Annotated in this window: 19 protein-coding genes; all 19 read left to right on the top strand. The window is 47.6% G+C overall.

Annotation, left to right across the window (positions count from 1 at the left end):
• Positions 1-399 precede the first annotated feature (399 nt).
• The 19 genes from DW036_RS24405 to DW036_RS24315 all read left to right on the top strand — a co-directional run bounded on the left by DW036_RS24405 (position 400) and on the right by DW036_RS24315 (position 15,827).
• A complete protein-coding gene (locus DW036_RS24405) occupies positions 400-1,098 on the top strand; it encodes a ParA family protein (RefSeq protein ID WP_005868872.1) in 699 nt (232 codons plus the stop codon).
• A 4-nt stretch (positions 1,099-1,102) separates the two neighbouring features.
• Positions 1,103-1,585 carry a DUF3408 domain-containing protein gene (locus DW036_RS24400; RefSeq protein ID WP_005868873.1) on the top strand — a complete coding sequence of 161 codons (483 nt, stop codon included), beginning with the start codon at positions 1,103-1,105 and terminating at the stop codon, positions 1,583-1,585.
• A gap of 692 nt (positions 1,586-2,277) precedes the next feature.
• A complete protein-coding gene (locus tag DW036_RS24395) occupies positions 2,278-3,408 on the top strand; it encodes a hypothetical protein (RefSeq protein WP_005868874.1) in 1,131 nt (376 codons plus the stop codon).
• A 244-nt stretch (positions 3,409-3,652) separates the two neighbouring features.
• Positions 3,653-4,246 (top strand): Crp/Fnr family transcriptional regulator, encoded by a 594-nt coding sequence (locus tag DW036_RS24390; protein WP_005868875.1) that lies wholly within the window; start codon positions 3,653-3,655, stop codon positions 4,244-4,246.
• Positions 4,247-4,555: 309 nt separating this feature from the next.
• Positions 4,556-5,134, top strand: a complete 579-nt coding sequence (locus DW036_RS24385) for a conjugal transfer protein TraO (RefSeq protein ID WP_005868877.1) — start codon at positions 4,556-4,558, stop codon at positions 5,132-5,134.
• 18 nt (positions 5,135-5,152) lie between these two features.
• Positions 5,153-5,365, top strand: coding sequence for a hypothetical protein (locus DW036_RS24380; protein WP_005868879.1), 213 nt, complete (start codon positions 5,153-5,155; stop codon positions 5,363-5,365).
• Positions 5,362-5,706 (top strand): hypothetical protein, encoded by a 345-nt coding sequence (locus DW036_RS24375; RefSeq protein ID WP_005868881.1) that lies wholly within the window; start codon positions 5,362-5,364, stop codon positions 5,704-5,706. The genes DW036_RS24380 and DW036_RS24375 overlap by 4 nt, the downstream gene beginning before the upstream one ends.
• Positions 5,707-5,724: 18 nt before the next feature.
• Complete coding sequence (locus DW036_RS24370; protein WP_005868883.1) at positions 5,725-6,069, top strand: hypothetical protein; 345 nt, start codon at positions 5,725-5,727, stop codon at positions 6,067-6,069.
• 12 nt (positions 6,070-6,081) lie between these two features.
• Positions 6,082-6,393 (top strand): hypothetical protein, encoded by a 312-nt coding sequence (locus tag DW036_RS24365; protein ID WP_005868885.1) that lies wholly within the window; start codon positions 6,082-6,084, stop codon positions 6,391-6,393.
• Entirely contained in the window at positions 6,390-8,996 is a 2,607-nt protein-coding gene (locus DW036_RS24360; protein WP_005868887.1) for a TraG family conjugative transposon ATPase, read from the top strand. The genes DW036_RS24365 and DW036_RS24360 overlap by 4 nt, the downstream gene beginning before the upstream one ends.
• The gene (locus DW036_RS24355) at positions 8,989-9,210 is read left to right on the top strand and encodes a hypothetical protein (RefSeq protein ID WP_005868888.1); all 222 of its coding nucleotides are present in this window, start codon (positions 8,989-8,991) and stop codon (positions 9,208-9,210) included. Before DW036_RS24360 ends, DW036_RS24355 begins: the two co-directional genes overlap by 8 nt.
• A gap of 5 nt (positions 9,211-9,215) precedes the next feature.
• On the top strand, positions 9,216-9,812 hold the full coding sequence (locus DW036_RS24350; protein WP_005868889.1) for a hypothetical protein: 597 nt from the start codon (positions 9,216-9,218) through the stop codon (positions 9,810-9,812).
• 6 nt (positions 9,813-9,818) lie between these two features.
• Positions 9,819-10,874: a hypothetical protein gene (locus DW036_RS24345; RefSeq protein WP_005868890.1), complete on the top strand. Its 1,056-nt coding sequence runs from the start codon at positions 9,819-9,821 to the stop codon at positions 10,872-10,874.
• A 4-nt stretch (positions 10,875-10,878) separates the two neighbouring features.
• Positions 10,879-11,577: a hypothetical protein gene (locus DW036_RS24340; RefSeq protein ID WP_005868891.1), complete on the top strand. Its 699-nt coding sequence runs from the start codon at positions 10,879-10,881 to the stop codon at positions 11,575-11,577.
• Positions 11,564-12,847, top strand: a complete 1,284-nt coding sequence (gene traM / locus DW036_RS24335; protein WP_005868892.1) for a conjugative transposon protein TraM — start codon at positions 11,564-11,566, stop codon at positions 12,845-12,847. Before DW036_RS24340 ends, traM begins: the two co-directional genes overlap by 14 nt.
• Complete coding sequence (locus tag DW036_RS24330; RefSeq protein ID WP_007564699.1) at positions 12,844-13,029, top strand: hypothetical protein; 186 nt, start codon at positions 12,844-12,846, stop codon at positions 13,027-13,029. The genes traM and DW036_RS24330 overlap by 4 nt, the downstream gene beginning before the upstream one ends.
• Positions 13,030-13,041: 12 nt before the next feature.
• Entirely contained in the window at positions 13,042-14,154 is a 1,113-nt protein-coding gene (locus tag DW036_RS24325; RefSeq protein ID WP_005868893.1) for a DUF4138 domain-containing protein, read from the top strand.
• Positions 14,151-15,623 carry a DUF3945 domain-containing protein gene (locus tag DW036_RS24320; protein WP_049703626.1) on the top strand — a complete coding sequence of 491 codons (1,473 nt, stop codon included), beginning with the start codon at positions 14,151-14,153 and terminating at the stop codon, positions 15,621-15,623. The genes DW036_RS24325 and DW036_RS24320 overlap by 4 nt, the downstream gene beginning before the upstream one ends.
• An 18-nt stretch (positions 15,624-15,641) precedes the next feature.
• Complete coding sequence (locus DW036_RS24315; RefSeq protein WP_005868897.1) at positions 15,642-15,827, top strand: hypothetical protein; 186 nt, start codon at positions 15,642-15,644, stop codon at positions 15,825-15,827.
• Position 15,828 lies beyond the last annotated feature (1 nt).

The following is a 15,828-nucleotide window of genomic DNA, read 5'->3' as shown; positions in this document are numbered from 1 at the left end:
CGGCAGCTCGGCTGTCGCAAGGTTTTTTGTACCCACAAAAACATACCTTGCATTAGCAAAGATATACAATAATACTCAGCTGTGAAACAAAACCAGACAAAAGTCTTGATTTCTTAATCCAGATTAACCGCTCACTTTGTTACAAAGTAACTACGCACATTGTAACAGGCGAACGGAAAGCCATTAGTTACAAAATACATAATTACTAATTATATTATTACAAAGTATGAACATACATACTTAATTATAAGATTAAGTATGTACATATTTATATTTATATTTATATATGTAATTACTTATACAATTAAGTAAAAAAGTGTATAATAAATTAATTATAAAAGTATGCAATTATTTAATTTATTATTTATATATTTGCGCACATACTTAAAAACGTACATTATGGGACAAATATTACCAGGAGTAGTCGTAGCTTTTGAGAATCCCAAGGGCGGGGTAGGGAAGTCTACGCTGACAGCTTTGTTTGCAGGTTATATTCATTCGCAGTCAAACGAAGAGGGGGGCTTATCCATTGCCGTGGTGGATATCGACGACATGCAGAACACTATCGGAAAATTACGTGAGGACGAAGCCGAGGACGGAATCATGAAAAAGGAAGAAGAATATGAGGTTATCAATATCTCTTCCTCAGAGTTCATCAACCAACTGGATTTCCTTCAGGACAATTACGACATTATACTTGTCGATTTTCCGGGTAACCTGAAACAAAACGGTGTAGTTGAAACGCTGCACTTCGTTGACGTGATCATCATTCCCTTCGAACCGAACCAGACCGATTTAAGACCTACATTGACCTTTTACTATAACATCTATGAAGGGATTATCGAAAGCCGTCGAAAGATTGGTAAAAAGACTACCGTGCGTGGTGTTATGAACCGTGTTCTTCCGAATGTGCTGGAGTTCAAAGAAATTTTGAAAAATAAAAAAACCTTGCCTTTCGAGTTGATGCAAAACTACATCAAGGATTCAAGGGTTGACTATCAACGCAATTTAAGTACGCTGAGTAAAGCGTACCATCATCCCTGTGATGCTTTCTGTGAAGAGGTATTGGAATTAATCTGTAACCATATAGGAGAATAAAGCTATGGCAACCAACAAAGAAAGGACATCATCAGCCGCCATGAGAAAACTCTTGCTGCAAAGCGCCAGTAAGAAAGAGCAGGAAATCCAGCAGATCGGAAGTGTTGCGGAAAGCACTATCCCCCAACCTGCGATTGAGCACCCCATCCATGAAGAGGTGAAAGAATCGGCTCCAGTCAAAGAAACCGTCCAAGAACCTCAGCCGGAACAAATGGAAAAGCCGGAATCCAAACCTTCCGTGCAGTCTTCTCCAAAAACAGAAGAAAGCAAAGTCTGCGGAAAAAAATTCTCGGAATATCTGGAAGAGCGAAAATTAAAGAACACCGAAGTAATCCGGATATCCAGCGAAACCCACAGAAAGCTGAAGCAGATTGCTATGGCCACTGGATTAGGAATGCACAACATCGCAAACAACATTCTTGAAGACATATTGACCAGCCATAACAAGGAGATTCAAGCGATACTGAAGAAGTATATGAGCATCTGATTCTACTTTCGGAAAAATATATACGCCTGTTCGACTGCATCCGTCGGGCAGGCGTTATTTTTGCACACCGTTTTAGTGAAGGCCGGCATTGAACCGGGACACTTTTACACAACTGCGGAAAAATCCCTTTGCCTATTATCCTGGACAATATGTTAAAGAATTCAAACCTCTACTTGTTTCCACCTCAAAATTTTTTCCGAAAGTAAGAATACGGTAACAAAATCATTTCTTCGTTTTATTTAGGTTTTTAGGGATTTAAGTATTTGTGGGACACTTTTACACAACTAATAAGGGAGGTTTTCCGTATAATCAACTATATTATTGCAAGTTAGCACTTACTGGCATCTTCTCGTAACCGGGACACTTCTGCACAACTAACCGACTATTCGGGACACTTCTGCACAACTGAACAGGAAAGTCGGGATACTTTTACACAACTAGAATCTGCATTCGGGACACTTTTACACAACTAAATCAGGAATCCGGGACACTTCTGCACAACTAAACCGGCCATTCGGGACACTTTTACACAACTGGGGGATCGGAAACAGCCGTAGTCGGGACACTTTTACACAACTAAATCAAGAAACAGCACGAAAAAAATGCTTTGGAATCTTCATTTATAGGGAGTTAGATTCACTATCTCCGTAAAAAAACGTATCTTTGCATCAGTAAACAACAAGTGTCCGCCTATGAAGGAAAGTAATACACAAAAAGAGTTGAGCAGAGTCCCCAGGACTCTCAGCGAGTCTTCCAACACGAAAGTATTGGAAGTTCTATTTGATGCAGGCGGCACTGTCATGTCTGACATTATCATTTACGTGGCATCTTCACAAATGAAAGATCTGTTCGGCGACTGCTGGTTCTCCATCAACGATTTTTGTGAGGTCATGGGGTATGAACGAACCAAGTTGCAACGAAAACTGACCGAGAAGCAGCTTGATTTCCTGTTCAGCAACCAACGTCCGGTATATATCACCGAACAGAACGGCCAAAAGATAGAGCATCCGATAGAGAACACCTTTGAAGCGGCGTTATACCGTTTAGGGACATCCAACCTCAGTGTAGCATACGCCATGAACGGCAAGACGCAATATAAGTTCATTCAAATACTGGACCGCTTTGAGATAAAGGATAACTTCGGCACGAAAAAGCGCACCAAGCGGAATTACAACGTGCATCTGAGCAAAGATCTGATGAATACTTTGCTTACCGAATACAATCTGCTGGAACTGAAAGACTACCGTAACCTGCCCAACCGCAAAGGCTACCGCAAGTTTTATCTGAACCTGGCGAAAATGATTTACCTGATCAAGTATAAGATTGACCAAGGACAAGCACCTTATTTCACCGTTACGGTTGACCAACTTGCCAAGGAATTTGATGTAACGGTAAAGGACAACCATGACCGGAAGAAGAAGGTGACCAGCATCTTAAACGGTATCAACAAAAAGCTGGAGAGAACCAAATTCCAATACCAGTACATCAAAGGAAAAGGGGAGAAGTGGCCCTACACCGTACAGTTTTTCTTTGACCAGGAAACATTGGAATATTTCGACGAAAAGATAAAGGCGATACTGACCTCGCAATATCACGATGCGCTTAAATCATGCTTCTTGTTAAACAAGAAAGGCATTCCCGTGAGCAGACATTATCAATATAAGGATTTCTTTAAATTGGGAACCGGCGAATATTATCATGAATTTACCGCATGGCTTTATTCTGAAGAGGACAAGGAGATTAAGGAGAACATCTACCGGGATATCTATATAAAGGTAGTAGGCATTCGTCCAGAAGACCTTGCCGTCAACTTAAATCCCTAAAAGTTGGAACAAAAACCATAAAATAGTATCTTTGCAGCGGATTGTCAGAAAATTGGCAGCCCGCTTTTTACATACGTCCGTCTGTCTAACAAAAGAGTGGCATCTATCGTTAAGGAATTAACAACAACAGGCGCATGCCTGTACCAGTATGAAACTGGTACGGGGCGTGCCTTTGTTGTTGGAACGCCACGTCCATGTTAGAGGGTACGTTTCCGTACCCTTATATAAACATAAAACAAATTCAATGGTTCAAACAATTGCCACCCTGATAGATGAGACGCTCATGGTAATGGGCGCCCATCTTCACGTGCGGATGACAGACGAAGAAAAGGCGTATCTTGATGCTCATTTCGAGCTTATCCATATCAAAAAGGGAGAACACCTCGTCACCAGGGGCGAGGAAGTATGCTACCTCTATTATCTGGAATCCGGCATCGTCCGGTTATGGTTTCCGGACAAAGAGAATAGAGAGATTTCAGCACGGTTTATCCAAGCCAAAGAGTTCATCAATTTTTTCCTTTCACATGAAGAACACCATGCCCACTACAATATCAAGGCATTGGAGCCATGCAAGATCTGGAGATTGCCCAAAAAAGATCTTCATCAGCTATATGAGTTATCCATCAATTTCAACAAGCTGGCCAGAATACATTTGGTAAGATCCATCAACCGCAAAATAATAAGGGAAGAGGAGTTTTACACACTGGATGCCGAAGCGCGTTACAAAGCGCTTTTGGCCAATGAAAAATGGCTGTTACGTTCAATACCCTTAAAAGACATAGCAAGTTATATCGGCATCACGCCACAAGCATTGAGCAACATCCGAAAGCGCATATAAACCAAACCCTATAAGCCGGGCAGGACAGTTTTACACAACTAATCCTATCCGGCTTTTTTCTGTAGAATTATTCCACACCTGCCGGTTTACGGCACATGTATTTTTTAATGCACATTAAATAAACACGAAAGGCCCTTTAAAAGCCCTTCATAAAATTTGTCCTCCCGTATATAATCTATATGTTTGGAGCGAAAACAACGCGATAAGCACCTTGATTCGGTTCTGCCGACAGGAATCCGCGTAAATTGGAAACACCGTATGAGACAAATAGAAAAATATATAACATTAATAACCTAAAGAGTAATTCCCATGGAACACATCAGACTGACTGCTATCAGCCTTAGCCTGCTGTTATGCACCGTAAGCGCTTTTGCGCAACGCCATTATGAGAACATCCCGGCACTTGAATTGAACTACGGCACTAACCTGTTCGGCAATGCAGGCAACTATTACAACCTGTCCTTTTCCAGATACATCAACCGGACAAGCTATTGGAAAGCCGGGTTTAGCTATTTTGAGAAACCTTACGAATATACAGCCAACCTACCGCAAGTCTCTACCTTGAACCCGGAAGAAACGATTCCCGAAACGATACATGACAAGGGTAAGGACTTTTTTGTGGACGGCGGTTATTACAGAACCCTGGCCTGCAACCTGAAATCCGTTTACTGGGGCATCGGCCTGGGAGGATTCATCGGTACAGAATACGTCCGCCACCCCGATAAGGAATACAACTTCATCATCGGCCCGAAACTGGAAACGGAACTGGAAGTATTCATCCTGCCCCGAACGGCATTGCTTGCCCGCATACAACAACATTGGAATCCCCTATCCATTGACAAGTGGAACACTGTCTGGAACGTAGGAATAAAGATACTGCTCTACTAACCGACAAATCATATCACCATGCTTATTATCATATTGTTAGCCGATACAAATGTATCCGGCCTGATCTCCTTATACCGTGAAATAGGCGCCATGCTGATAGGGGTAGGCTTTCTATGTGCCGGACTAGCGGTACTTAAAAAGCTGATAAGCAACCACGAGCGCACCAAAGAGGCCATCATCACCTATATCACGGCATTGGTCACTTGGCTCATTATCTGGCAACTCTTATGAACGTAGTGGATTTGATACTGGTTGCCATACTCGCCTGTGTCACGCTTCACTTTTACTTTCGGAAAAAGAAGAAAGCACTTTCTTCCGGAAAGGAGAAAGAGAAGCCGATAAGGGAGGCGGTGCGCAAGGAAGGGCAGGAGAGAGCCTGTCCGGTCATCTGCGTGGTATTTCAGCCTGAGCTGGAAGAAGAGGAATTGGCTGCCGAGATAGCCGATATGTACCTGCATGGAAGAGCCTACTACTACTCAGGCAAACCACTGCCGGAACAGCCGAAAGAAGAGCCCATATCCATCAAGTATAAGGATGTGCAATGGGAGAGACTGAAAACGATTCATGTTTAATTAAAAAATAGGAACAAAATGAAAGCAATCGAAAATGTAAGAGAAAAAGCGAACCAAGTCATTAACCGCTATGGAAAGGTTATCTTCACCTTTCTCATATTCTTCACGCTGTTGGGAACGGCACAAGTGGCGGAGGCACAAAGCGGCCTGAAGATTAACAGCCTATCCGAAGTGACAGACAAAGCCAAAGAGGGTGCGGACACCATTCTGGACGTAGCCAAATACATTTTGGCGGCGGTACTCGGCATCGCTCTGGTCTTTGTCATCTATTCGCTTGCCACGAACAATCCCCATGCCAAGGAATACCTGCTCGGCTGGATCATCGCCGTGGTAGTCATCATGGTAGCCTTCCTGATTATCTAAAAACGAAGAGCCATGAGAACCATGCGTAAAATCAACAAGCCGATCAAGTTCTTCGGTCTGTCATCGGGACAGTTCGCCATCTTCATGCTGCTGACGGCCATCATCATCATCGTGAGCATATTCAAGCAGCTGCACCCGATACTCATCATCGGAATCATTTCCGCCATTCTGTTTCTATCCGGTCTGCTGTTCCAAACCTTGAAAAAGGAACACAAGGCCGGTAACCCGGACTACCTGACCGGCCTCCGGATCAAGAACGCCACCCCCCGGCAGATAACGGACAAACGGCAGATTTTCAAATTCATCCTAAAACAGCAACCATGATAGGAATCATCATACTCATATCCCTGCTAATCTGTGCGCTGTGCCTGCTGATTGCTCTGCTGTATATCCGGCAGACAGAGATAGAGGTGAAGGACAAATCCGTGGATCTGGAAAGTGTCTTGCCTATCCAGACCATCACGGAGAACGCCGTCATCAACGGGAACGGTGACATCACCGTCGGCTACCGGCTGCTTCTGCCCGAAGTGTTCACCTTGTCGGAAAGCGAGGCGCAATACATCCATGAGCGGTTGGAGGCTCTTTTGAAGCTGCTTCCGGCAGGCACGGTCATCCATCAGCAGAATTTCTACTATACGGGGCGATACCATCATGCAGAATACTCTTCCAATGCCCTGATAGCGGAGAACAACCGTCATTTCAACGGCAAGGAGATACTGAACAGTTACACCAACCTGTATGTGACGTTCACGAACGGCAGCCGAAACGGTAAGATACGCAAAAGCGCATCGGGCACCTCGCTGATGCGAAAGCTGCACTACCCGTTCAAGCAACCTTATAAGGAATATCAGCAACGGCTGACAGAAATGGAAGCCTTTCTGATGAACTTTGAGAACGGTTTGTCGTCCATCCAGCAGTTTGAGATACGCAAGATGGATGATACGGAACTGAACAACGCCATCTACGACTACGTCAACCTCTCTTACGAGACACCGGAAAACGATGCCACGCAGAAGAGCGTCAACCCTATGGCTGTCAGTGAAAGCGGAAGCATGAAAATAGGGCAGCAGCACGTTTCCATCCTTTCGCTGACCAACGAAGGCGAGCATCTTCAGGAACTGGCCGTGCCGCACACCGGCAAGTCGAAGGCATACGGGGGAAACATAGAGATACCGGACAGCATACGGAGCAAATGCTCGATGCTGTACCCCGTAGGACTTGGCCTGCCGTTCAACCACATCGTAAACATCGTGATAGAGATAACCGATCCAGATGCCACCGTAACGGCCATCGGTGCGGAGAAAGACGCGCTGAACTACATCACCAACTTCTACCCTCCGGCGGCAGAGAAGCAACGCGAGCAGGCAGCCTTCTGCGATGAGATTACCCAGTTCGACTACCAGACCGCCTATACCGCCTTCAATGTCGTGCTGAACGATACAGACCGCACCTCGCTCATGCGGAAAACCGCACTGGTACAGCAAGGCTTCAGCTTTATGAACCAAAGTTCGTGCTATGTGGAGAACGCCGAGCTGTGCAACCTGTTCTTCTGCAACATACCCGGCAATGCCAGGGCCAATTACCGGGGCTTCGTCAACACGACCAAGCAGGCCATCTGCTATCTGCAAAAAGAGGGGATGTACCTTTCGGACGAGAAAGGGCATATCTACCATGACCGTTTCGGTACTCCCGCCAAGATAAACCTCTGGGATTATCCGGCGCTGAACAACAAGAACCGCATCGTTATCGGCCCGTCCGGTTCCGGTAAATCTTTCTGGCTGAACAATTACATCCTGCAAAGCTATGAGCTGGGCCGGGATGTGATGATCATTGACATCGGCGGCTCTTACCGCTCGATGATAGCCTTGAACCGGGGCAAATACTTCGACTCTACCGAGCAGAAGAAATTTGCGTTCAACCCCTTCTTGTGTGACCGTGACAAGAACGGCAAATACCTGTACATCGACACCACGGATGCCGAGTCTGCCGATGACCAGATAAAGACCATCGTCGCCATTATCAGCTACATTTGGAAGGTACGTGAACCCATGCTGCCTGCCGAAAACGCCATTCTCAGGAAATCCGTCATCGGATTTTACGACTATGTGAACAATTCTTCAATAGGAGAGAAGCATGAGCGTATCTTCCCGACGCTGATAACTTACCGGGCTTATCTGAAGGAAGTGTTCAGCAAACGGATGACCGAGTTTGAGAAACAGAAATTCGAGATAGAGGAGCTGTTGCTTTTACTGGAACCCTATACGGACGGAGAGCTGTCATTCCTGCTGAACGCTACCGAGAACGTGGATATCGTGCATGACCGGCTGATAGCCTTCGATATGGAAGATGCCTCTAAGAAAGAGTACTTTCCACTCGTTGCCATCATCACCCTGCAAATGATCGTGGATAAAATCAAGAAACGCCAGGGGTTTGCCAAAGAGCTAATCATCGACGAAGCACTCGACTTCCTGCAAGACGAGAAATTCGGAGACTTCATCGCCTACCTGTACCGAACCTTCCGTAAAAAGGAGGGAAGCATCACGCTGGCCGCACAGAACATCCTGTTTTTGAAAAACATGCCGTCCAGTATCAAGGACTCCATCATCATCAACTGCGCGACCAAGATTATCCTCGACCATTCAGAACACCGGCAGAACCTGCCGGAAGTGAAAGCCGTGCTTTCCATCACGGACGAAGAGGCCTATATGATCGAGTCGTTGCAGCGCACGGAACGCTGGAGAGAGTTTTTCATCAAGATGTCGAACGATGCCTTCATCTTCCGCAACGAGGTGTCCGACTTCGCCGCCGTAGCCTTCGATTCGCGCCAGGCGACAGTAGTACGACTGAAGCAGTTGTTCAACGAAAGCGGCTCGACCTATACGGCCATCAACCGCTATCTGGAGGAAAGGAGGAAAAAGTATGGATGACGCCACCCAAGGGCTGACCGCCCTTCTAGGCTGGTCAACCGACTTCAACGGCAGCGCATACAATCTTGCCGGAAGCATTGCCGCCGCACTTTTGGGCGTTGCGCTCATTTTCGTGGTATGGGCACTCGCCACGAAAAAGGAAAATGCCAAGAGCTATCTGACAGCCTGGCTGGTATGTGTCATATTCACCCTATTATTCATCACCAACAAATAACCGTCATGAAAAGAATCATTCTCATACTCGGACTTGCCGCCTCGATAGGGCTGATGGGAACCGGCAGTGTTCATGCCCAGTTCGTCGTGCATGATCCCGGCCACACCCTGCTGAACTCAACGGAATGGATCGCCAATGTCAAGAAATGGGTTACACAAATCAATGAAATGATCGATGCCCAGGAACTGCGGCTCGGCCTGCAAAAGATCGACCAGTTGAAGGAACTCAAATCATTGAAAGAGCTTGCCGACCTGCTGGACGACGTAGCCTGCCTGAGCAGCGACTACAGCTTTTACCTGAACGTAGGATCGAATTACCACTGCCTGAAATTTCTCAACTTTCAGCGTGTGACCGTCAATCTGAGCCTGAGTACCGACCTGCTGTTCAAGGTGGCCACCGTGACCAGTTACTTCTCGATGAACTCGGAAGGGCGCATGTCCTTTATCGAGCAGGTGAAGGAATCGGTGGAAAAAGCCGCCGAAGAGATGCGTGAGTTTAACGAATCCGTGCGTTCCACGGTCATTTACAAATCCATGAAGGGGCATAACCGGAAGACCTATTACCAGGGACGGTTGGCCGCTTTCACACGACACACCAATTAAAGCGTTATGAATCAAGATAATTTTCTCTGGGGACTTCAGATCACGGACGGTCTGACGATGGAACTCGTTTCGCAAATGACAGTCATCGCCTTCGGTGTTGGTGTCATCTGCTTTATCTGCAACCTAGCATACAACTATCTCTATCACGGAGCCAGCCAGCTGTTAAGCCCGAATGAGGACAAATTTCCCGACATGATGGAAATCGCCCGTTGCCTGGTACTGTTCTTCTGCCTAAGCATATACACCCCCATCGCCCAAACCATCGTAGGCACGATGGAAGTAATCAACGAAGCCACCTCGCTGACCTCCGAGCGTGCGCAGGAATTTGCCCAGTTCATGGCACAATCAGCCATCGAACAAGGAGAGATGATTGCCGAATACGACAAACACAGCCTCCAGTCGGAGGTAGCAGCCGGAGAAGACAGCACCGGCGCCATGCAGCACGAACTGGATAAAAAGATGGAAGAGGACGAAATGACCGGTGTACGCTCCAGCGTGGAGAAGATTGTGCAGCTGCTCAACCCCGCCAACCTCGCCACCCTTGTGCTTCATGGCATTTCCGCCCTATTGGTAGGAATCATACAAGTAGTCATCTTGGGTATCGGCGTGGTCATTGTCAAGCTACTGGTCATTCTCGGCCCGTTTGTCTTTGCCGTAAGCATGTTGCCGGTCTTTCAGAAACAGTTGAGTATCTGGTTCGGTACGCTCTGCTCCGCCTGTATGGTATTCACCGTCATCAATATTCTGAACCAAATCATATGGCAGACCTTCAAGGCCATCTATACGGAAAGTGCCGACATGGTGGACGCAGCTACGCAGCAGATACAATATTTAGGAATGGATCTCGCCCTGATTGGTGCTTATTGCAGCTGTTTCTGGCTATCCTCCAAAATCGTAGGACACAGCGATGCCGGGAAAATCATTTCGAAAACCGTGTCAATCGTCACCACGGCGGCCACCATCGCCCTGATGGGAGGCGCAGCGGCAGGCGGCAAGCTGACCAACGTAGGCGGTGCCGCCTCTATCGGGGCAAGTTTCATAAACGACAACAATAAAAAATAGAACTATGAATCTGATGAAATTCAAAGGAGCAGATGATGCGGTCAAGCTGACTATCCGGCTTTCAGCCGGGTACTGCATCATTCTGACTATCGCTTTTGCCAGCAGTATCATCTTCCTTATCAACAAAATAGAAAAAGCATACGGCCAGGCTCTCGTCATCGACAGGCAGGGAGAAGTCTATGAGGCAAGCAGCCTGTCTGCCAGCGATATGCGGCAATACGAATACATGAACCATGTAAAGACCTTCGTAACCCACTGGTATGCCTTTGACGAGAGCAGCTACGAGAAGAACATTTCGCTTGCGCTCAACCTCATAGGCAACAAGGGGAAGGAGCTGTTGAACGAGTACAACGATGTGAATATGCTGAACTCACTCATACAAAAGAATATCCGTTACGGGGTACGCATCAAGGATGTAGAGATTAACACACAAACGATACCCGTTTCCGGAAAGATAATCTTCACGCAGACCGGGTACCGGGCACGGGGAAGCATCTCACGTAATATCGAAGCGGAGTTCACCATCTATGATATGCTGTCCCGCAGCGAGGAAAATGCGCACGGAGCCAAGATAGAAGATTGGATTGTCCGCTATTCCGAACCCGTGGAAAGCAACGGCACCAACACATCGCAGGCAGCTTCTCCGGGCAAGAATGAAAACCAGTCAGAAACCTCTAAACCAACCGACCATGGAACCGAATAAACTTATCAAAGACAAGAACAAGCTGTTGATGGCCATCCCGGTAATCCTGGGCATCCTCTTCCTTTATGTATTCTTCATCCGTGAGGACGGGAACGTGCCGTCAGGGAGTGACAGACAGGCCGCCTCGCAAGCCTTTTTGGAACCACAGTCGGAAATGGCCGACAAGGTGAACGACAAGATGGAAGCCTATAAGCAGGACAAACTGGAAGAGCAGGAGAAGGCACGCATCCTGAAAGAGTCTCAGGTCAAAGGATCTGATTTTTACTTCGAGCTGCAAAACCAGCAGGAGCGGTATGACCGTGCCACACTGGAGCGCATCCGCCGTATGCAGAACGATCCGTACAGCGAAGTCATGGCAGAATACGGAGGTGGCCGGAACGGACGCTTCTCTCATCAGCTGGAAAGCCAACTGGACGGACTGGAGGACGAGCAGGCGCTCAACGAGATTATCCGGGAAGCCAAGAAGAACTCACGCATCCGCAAGGAACTGGAAGAATCCGACAAATACCGCAAGCGCATGTATGAACGGATTGTCAATTATGACCAAGAGGGAAAAACGGAGAAAGCCGCTGCCAACCCTTCCGGCCATCCATCCGCCGACAGCCTGATGCAAAAAGGCCCGATCTACCATGCCGAAAACGGCAAGCGGGTACGCCGCCAACCGACCTCCGCACCGGGAAACAGCAACCTCTTCAGGGCTTGCATCCACGGCGACCAGACCGTAGTCACGGGCAGTACGGTACGGATGCGGTTGCTTCAGGACGTAACCCTATCCGGCATGAAGATACCGGCCAACACGCTGTTTTACGGTATCGCCACTTTGGGAGCCAACCGCCTCGATGTGGTAGTCAGCAACCTGAAGGTAGGAGACAACCTCAATCCCGTATCGGTGGTTGTCTTCGACAATGATGCCATGGAAGGTTTGAACCTGCCCAATAACCTGAAAGCCAGTGCAGCCAAGCGTATGGAACAAGGTCTTGTACAGAACATTGACATGCCGCTCTCTTCCATCGGCACGATGGCCAGCGAAGTGACCAGCGTAGTCAACGCCACCACCCAGGTAGCCAAGCAAATCTTGAACATGAGCCTCTCACAAGTGAAGGTACATCTCAAGTCCAACTACGAAATGTATATCCAAGAAGAGAGTCAGGAATCGAAGTTGCGTAGGCAAGCCGTGCAAGCGGAGTTACAGAAGCTCTATGAGCAAATGGAACAAGAGAAAACGAACAAGAAAAATCATCCCCTTCAAACATTGATAGACAAATTATGATAGACATTCTCAATTACCTGCTTGCGCTGTCAGCGGTCTTTTTCGGCTATCGGATCTACGTATCACGCCGGAACGGACGAGCCTTTAAAGAAATCCGTCCGCTGACCGTTTCTTTCGGCATTACCCTGCTTCTTCTATGGGGCATTACCGTATTCACCGCCTTTTTTTCAAGAACCGTTTAACATATCGACAACATGAAGAAATATATTTATCTACTGTTTTACTGCTTTGTGTGCAGTCTGCCGCTCTTCGCTCAGGAAAACGGCACTCCCCGGAAACAAGCCATCAGCCAAAAAGACATCTTTATCTCTTTCGACTGTGTGAAACACCTGGTATTTCCTGTGCAAGTATCTGATATCGCCATCGGCGAACAGGAGCTTGTCATGGCCAGCCGGGTAGAAGAGGCGCCCCATATCGTCAGGCTCTCGGCGCAAGCGGAAGGATTCACCGAAGAGACCAACCTGACCGTAGTCTGCATCGACGGAAGCGTTTACACCTATCACATCCGCTACCTTCCCGAAGGCGGCACGGATTCGTACCCGAACATTTACGAGGACAACGGGAAATGGCAGCACCATGACTATCAGGCAGAAGTCAGCGACCTCCATCTGGCCGAGTTCTTCTTTCCGGAGGACATCGCTTACGGAACGCCCGGCAACGAGGTGTCCTTCACTCTGGCCGCCTACAACAACCAGTTGAAAGTATCAACCGCCAAAGATGCCGTGGCATATTCCAACCTGTTTGTGGTGGATAAGGCCATGAACACTTACCACATCACCATCAAACGGGGCAATACCTCCGTATTCACCTACAATTTTGATGACCAGCGCAAATATACCGCCCATGTGGATGTGAACAGCGAGGAAATGGAAAGATGCATCCAAGAGCTGCGCACCAAGAAGCGCAACATCTACAGCCTGGGGGTCATCGAGAACAAGTTTGAGTTGTCAATGGCCAATCTGTATGTGCATGAGGACTTCATGTTTTTCATCTTTGACCTGAAAAACAAATCATACATCGACTACGACATCGAGTTTGTCAAATGTTTCCAGCGTGACCAAAAGAAGAGCAAGAACGCCATCCAGCAAGAAACGACCATCGAACCTATCTATCAGAAAGATTTTGATACGAAAATCAAGGGCAAGAGCCGGAACCGGCTGATACTTGGTTTCGACAAATTCACGATACCCGATGATAAGGTATTCGAGATCGAGATTTACGAGCGAAACGGCGGGCGGCACATCAAGCTGGCCGTGTTGAACGAATACATCCTTTCCGCAGAACCCTTATACAAGCCACAGCCATGAAACTGAGAGAAGCATTAGACACCTATATGTTCGACAACGTGGGACAGTTCGGCGGCATCGCCGAATCACTGGGCTATCAGACCGAATACCGGGACGGATATTTCCGGTTCCGCAAAGACGGGGAAGAGCTGAGCATGAGCGTAAGCGAAATCAGGGAAAAAGCCGGAGCAAAGTACGATGAAAGCCTTCGTGACCAATCAAAAGAACGTGTATCCGCCCTTTTTGACAAGGAACGTGCCAATGATCCTAAATATGTCGCCGAGCTGGAGAAGGATGGCATCAGCATCAAGCGGTGGGAGAACCTGAAGGGACATGACAAGGACGGCTTTACCGTCATCGACCATCGCCTGAAGGTATGCTACACCGGACAGTCGCTCTATGAATACGCCTACAAGCAAGGGAACATCCTCGACGGGAAAGGCACCAAGCTGGAAAAGGGTGTCATGTCTGATTTGATGGAGATACACGGCAAACCGGGGAAGCTCCGTTTCAACGATGACGGAATCTCCGTATTCTACCGCAAAGAGGCGTTGGTTATCCCGGACAAGGTGCTGGGAAAGAAGTTGGGCAAGAAAGAGAAAGAACAGCTGCTTGCCGGTGACATCGTACCCATCACCGTAAATAAGAAGGACATCCTGCTGCAAGTTGACCGGGATCTGAACTCCGTCATCCTGCGCACCAACCAGGAAATCAAGATTCCCGACATCATCGGGCAGACCAGCGAATATGGCGGCTACAAGTTAACCAAAGCCGACAAATACCTGCTCGCCAACGGCCATGCACTGGAGAACAAGCTGCTGCACAGTCCGGAAGGCTACTTCATTGCCGACATCCAACTGACGGATGACAGGAAAGGAGTCATGATACAGAACATACAGAGTATCACTCCCGGCAAGGCACAAGAGCTGATCAAGGCCATGACCCCCAAACTGGAAGCCCATGCGGCCAACATAGAAGCTGCAAAAGAGCAAAAACACGAAGAGGGGCGCAATATGGAAGCCGAGTTTAAGGAAGCGGTGGGCAAACATGACTTTGAAAAAATCGGGAAGCTCAAAGAGGAAGGATATAAACCCAGTGAAGAGTTTATCAAAGGAATCGGTAAGGAACACGGTCTGGATGAAAGGCAAACCCATGAAGTCATCCAGCTGTTCGGCACCAAGCCGGAAGAACAGGGCGAACATGAAAGGCAGGCCACACGTCTGTTGGATGCCGCACAGACCGACAACTTTCATGTCATCCAAGAGATACAGAAAGAAGGGTACCGGCTCACTCAAGAAGACCTTACCCGGATGCGTGAAACGGGTGTGCAAGCCAACACACTGATAGCCGTACAAAAGATTTTCGGGATGGAAGGCAGCACAAAGACACTGGGAGATGTCAAACTGGCCAGCACACCCAAACCCGACAACAGCAAGGAAATGGCCCGTCCGATAGCCAGCACCATCAACCGGGCTTTCAATGACTTATAACCTAAAAAATCAGGAATTATGGATTACGATGAATTAGTACAGAAAAACATTGCAGGAGAAATCAGTGACTTAGAGTTTCTACTTGCACAGGAAGAGCTTGCACAAGCCTATCAAGAAGAGATGGCTGCCAAGCAGCAAGAGACAAACAACCAAACGGCCAGAGAATGGCTGCTTGATTACGAGAACAGAAATCTATACCAATAAA

It is taken from the genome of Bacteroides sp. AF39-11AC (assembly GCF_003474285.1).
Classification (GTDB): Bacteria; Bacteroidota; Bacteroidia; order Bacteroidales; family Bacteroidaceae; genus Bacteroides.
The sequence above is the reverse complement of the archived record's forward strand: the minus strand, read 5'-3'. Positions and strand labels throughout refer to the sequence as shown.

Bases quoted from the DNA above. Each gene is read 5' to 3' on its own strand.
- DW036_RS24330 (WP_007564699.1), top strand. From the start codon at position 12,844: ATGATAGACATTCTCAATTACCTGCTTGCGCTGTCAGCGGTCTTTTTC.
- DW036_RS24395 (WP_005868874.1), top strand. From the start codon at position 2,278: ATGAAGGAAAGTAATACACAAAAAGAGTTGAGCAGAGTCCCCAGGACT.
- DW036_RS24365 (WP_005868885.1), top strand. From the start codon at position 6,082: ATGAGAACCATGCGTAAAATCAACAAGCCGATCAAGTTCTTCGGTCTG.
- DW036_RS24375 (WP_005868881.1), top strand. From the start codon at position 5,362: ATGAACGTAGTGGATTTGATACTGGTTGCCATACTCGCCTGTGTCACG.
- DW036_RS24390 (WP_005868875.1), top strand. From the start codon at position 3,653: ATGGTTCAAACAATTGCCACCCTGATAGATGAGACGCTCATGGTAATG.
- DW036_RS24385 (WP_005868877.1), top strand. From the start codon at position 4,556: ATGGAACACATCAGACTGACTGCTATCAGCCTTAGCCTGCTGTTATGC.
- DW036_RS24355 (WP_005868888.1), top strand. From the start codon at position 8,989: ATGGATGACGCCACCCAAGGGCTGACCGCCCTTCTAGGCTGGTCAACC.
- DW036_RS24320 (WP_049703626.1), top strand. From the start codon at position 14,151: ATGAAACTGAGAGAAGCATTAGACACCTATATGTTCGACAACGTGGGA.
- DW036_RS24315 (WP_005868897.1), top strand. From the start codon at position 15,642: ATGGATTACGATGAATTAGTACAGAAAAACATTGCAGGAGAAATCAGT.
- DW036_RS24360 (WP_005868887.1), top strand. From the start codon at position 6,390: ATGATAGGAATCATCATACTCATATCCCTGCTAATCTGTGCGCTGTGC.
- DW036_RS24325 (WP_005868893.1), top strand. From the start codon at position 13,042: ATGAAGAAATATATTTATCTACTGTTTTACTGCTTTGTGTGCAGTCTG.
- DW036_RS24370 (WP_005868883.1), top strand. From the start codon at position 5,725: ATGAAAGCAATCGAAAATGTAAGAGAAAAAGCGAACCAAGTCATTAAC.
- DW036_RS24345 (WP_005868890.1), top strand. From the start codon at position 9,819: ATGAATCAAGATAATTTTCTCTGGGGACTTCAGATCACGGACGGTCTG.
- DW036_RS24350 (WP_005868889.1), top strand. From the start codon at position 9,216: ATGAAAAGAATCATTCTCATACTCGGACTTGCCGCCTCGATAGGGCTG.
- DW036_RS24405 (WP_005868872.1), top strand. From the start codon at position 400: ATGGGACAAATATTACCAGGAGTAGTCGTAGCTTTTGAGAATCCCAAG.
- DW036_RS24400 (WP_005868873.1), top strand. From the start codon at position 1,103: ATGGCAACCAACAAAGAAAGGACATCATCAGCCGCCATGAGAAAACTC.
- traM (WP_005868892.1), top strand. From the start codon at position 11,564: ATGGAACCGAATAAACTTATCAAAGACAAGAACAAGCTGTTGATGGCC.
- DW036_RS24380 (WP_005868879.1), top strand. From the start codon at position 5,153: ATGCTTATTATCATATTGTTAGCCGATACAAATGTATCCGGCCTGATC.
- DW036_RS24340 (WP_005868891.1), top strand. From the start codon at position 10,879: ATGAATCTGATGAAATTCAAAGGAGCAGATGATGCGGTCAAGCTGACT.